At 41.7% G+C, this 2,222-nt stretch carries 4 protein-coding genes; 2 read left to right on the top strand and 2 right to left on the bottom strand.

Annotated features, from left to right (window positions below):
* Nucleotides 1-115: 115 nt before the first annotated feature.
* Nucleotides 116-574, bottom strand: a complete 459-nt coding sequence (locus BT127_RS16100; RefSeq protein WP_075425973.1) for a helix-turn-helix domain-containing protein — start codon at nucleotides 572-574, stop codon at nucleotides 116-118.
* A gap of 660 nt (nucleotides 575-1,234) precedes the next feature.
* A complete protein-coding gene (locus BT127_RS16095; RefSeq protein ID WP_318257302.1) occupies nucleotides 1,235-1,492 on the bottom strand; it encodes an AMP-binding enzyme in 258 nt (85 codons plus the stop codon).
* A 63-nt stretch (nucleotides 1,493-1,555) separates the two neighbouring features.
* Here BT127_RS16095 and BT127_RS16090 point away from each other — a divergent pair, with 63 nt between their 5' ends.
* Both BT127_RS16090 and BT127_RS17400 read left to right on the top strand, forming a co-directional pair.
* The gene (locus BT127_RS16090; RefSeq protein ID WP_075425972.1) at nucleotides 1,556-1,786 is read left to right on the top strand and encodes a DUF6809 family protein; all 231 of its coding nucleotides are present in this window, start codon (nucleotides 1,556-1,558) and stop codon (nucleotides 1,784-1,786) included.
* Between the two features lie 293 nt (nucleotides 1,787-2,079).
* A partial coding sequence (locus BT127_RS17400; protein WP_139275599.1) for a TetR/AcrR family transcriptional regulator occupies nucleotides 2,080-2,222 on the top strand: 143 nt, incomplete at its 3' end.

Below are 2,222 nucleotides of genomic sequence, written 5' to 3'. Positions count from 1 at the left end.
ACTGACTCCGCTTGAATTGCGAAGCCAGTTCGTAGCTTAATTCTATTTGCCATAGGGGCTTTTTTGTGCTGTACGCACAATGTGGTGCGGTTCATTTTAATACGGAGGGCATAATTCATCTTACAGCTATATAACAGTGCCTGCTGACTTCTTGCTTGTCTATCTCACACCTCAATTCACCGTGCTCGCACAGCGGTTTCAGCAGGTAGTCCCGGCAAAATACTGCACCGAGATTCAGGTGCTGTGCTATCTCGGTTATCGTTCTGCGAGTGCGGCAGTAGCGGAGCACTTCTCGCTGATAGTCACGGACATCAGGCTTGTCACTGACAGCGTAGACCGCAAGGTACTCAAGCACCCATTCTTTCGGATATATCAGACGATTGCCTAAGTTATAGTGGCGCAGCATACCACAGTTTTTCAGGTTCAATACAGTAGCTCTGCCGACTCCCAGCATCTTCATTACGTCCTTTGTACCGAGTGCGTCAGGGTAATTTGAATACAGCTTTCGGAGCTTTACGACTGTCCTTATCTGTGCCGAAGTTAGCTCCCAATCGGTGTAACTTATGTCTTTCATTATACTTCCTCATTCCTCAGAATTATTTTGTTGCTGAAGCGAAATTATACATATTTCGTTAACGGCGTACACAAAAATCGTTCACAATTGTATCTAATACTTTTCTAACACTTTTGAGGCTTTTTTCACTATTTTTGCTCAGATATTGCTATCAGTCAAATACGTTAATATAGGCAATTGCGGAGCTTAGATTTTCACACTTGGCTAAACACAGCCATTTATTGCCTGATAGGCTGATGCGTTCCGACACCAATTAGAACGTGCTGACACTTCCTAAAAAACATCGGGCTCTGCTCCAAAACCGCGTGCCGAGGGTTCAAGTCCTTCTGCCCCTGCCAGAACGATAAAGCCTGTATTTCGAGAAAAGTACCGAAATACAGGCTTTTCTCTTACCTGTAAAAAACAGTTACAACTGCAAATATGCAGTCGCGTGTGAGAAAAATCAGTTGTTTTTCACACGTTTTCACACGAAATTCACACGGCAATCGGTGGTATAAACGTTACTAAAGAGGACAGCTCCCGTCAGGGAGCTGTTGTTCTTAAAGAAAATAAAATACATATTTTTTACATACCGTCTTCTTGAAGTTACGGTTTACGTTCGGCAAAATTATTAACAGCGATAAAAAGCTCTATTTGCTGTATAAATAATACGAGTATTCTTTAAGCAGTAACAATGCTGTCTGCCATATGGAGCTTGAGCTTTTCAACTGCCTGCTCTCTAATCTTGTACTTGAGTATCTTTCCTGCGGCATTCATGGGGAACCCGTCTACGAAATCAATGTATCTCGGGCACTTGTGCTTTGCCATTCTTGCAAAGCAGAAGTCCTTGATCTCCTGTTCCGTAGCTGTTTCTCCGTCCTGAAGAACGATACAAGCCATTATTTCCTCACCGTAGTGCCGTAAGCAACACCTTAACAACGATTATTTGGTAAAGTTTGGACGGTTGGTTTTACAGCAATAAAACCGAAAGGACAGATACAAATGATTGATGCGATGTATAATTACAGACAGGGTGAAATCCACTCCGCCGAGTTCTCCGATGAGTTTAACAAGCTCTGCATACCGTTTGAAGACTCGCTGAGCGAGGAGCAGATTGATGTGTTCCACAAGATACTTGACTGCGTAAGCGAAACCGCCGACGCTGAAACGAGAACCACCTACAAGGTCGGTTTCAAGGACGGTGCAACTATGATACAGGAGATTCAGGACTGATATAATTACAGCATAAGGAAAGGGCTATGTCCTCCGTAACCTGTGTACGTAAGGCATAGCCCTATTTTTAATAGTATTCATATGGTTAGTACAAAAGAAATACCAGTCTATGTATCTGATCCCAGATAGTTTATGATGATCGTTTAGAGATACAGAATAATACACATATGATAACATTCTGAGAAAATGGTCGCTTTTGAACCACAGGTATTGTAATAATTGCGCTCAGATGATATAATGTGTAAAGAAGAATAGTCACTTTTGAGTCATGAGATAAAGGTGGGAAAACAAATATGCAGGTGAAAAAAGATGATATCCGTAACAAGATACTCGAAACGGCACAAAGACTGTTTATCAAGCGAGGATATGAGAATACATCACTGAAACAGATCGCAGAAAAAAGTAATATCAGCAAGAGTAATATATACCGTTATTA

It is taken from the genome of Ruminococcus sp. XPD3002 (assembly GCA_900119535.1).
In the GTDB taxonomy this organism is placed as follows: domain Bacteria; phylum Bacillota; class Clostridia; order Oscillospirales; family Ruminococcaceae; genus Ruminococcus; species Ruminococcus flavefaciens_H.
Note: the sequence above shows the minus strand (reverse complement) of the source record. Positions and strands in the feature narration are given on the sequence as shown.

Coding starts and splice junctions, on each gene's coding strand:
- BT127_RS16100 (WP_075425973.1), bottom strand. CDS start 574: ATGAAAGACATAAGTTACACCGATTGGGAGCTAACTTCGGCACAGATA.
- BT127_RS16090 (WP_075425972.1), top strand. CDS start 1,556: ATGATTGATGCGATGTATAATTACAGACAGGGTGAAATCCACTCCGCC.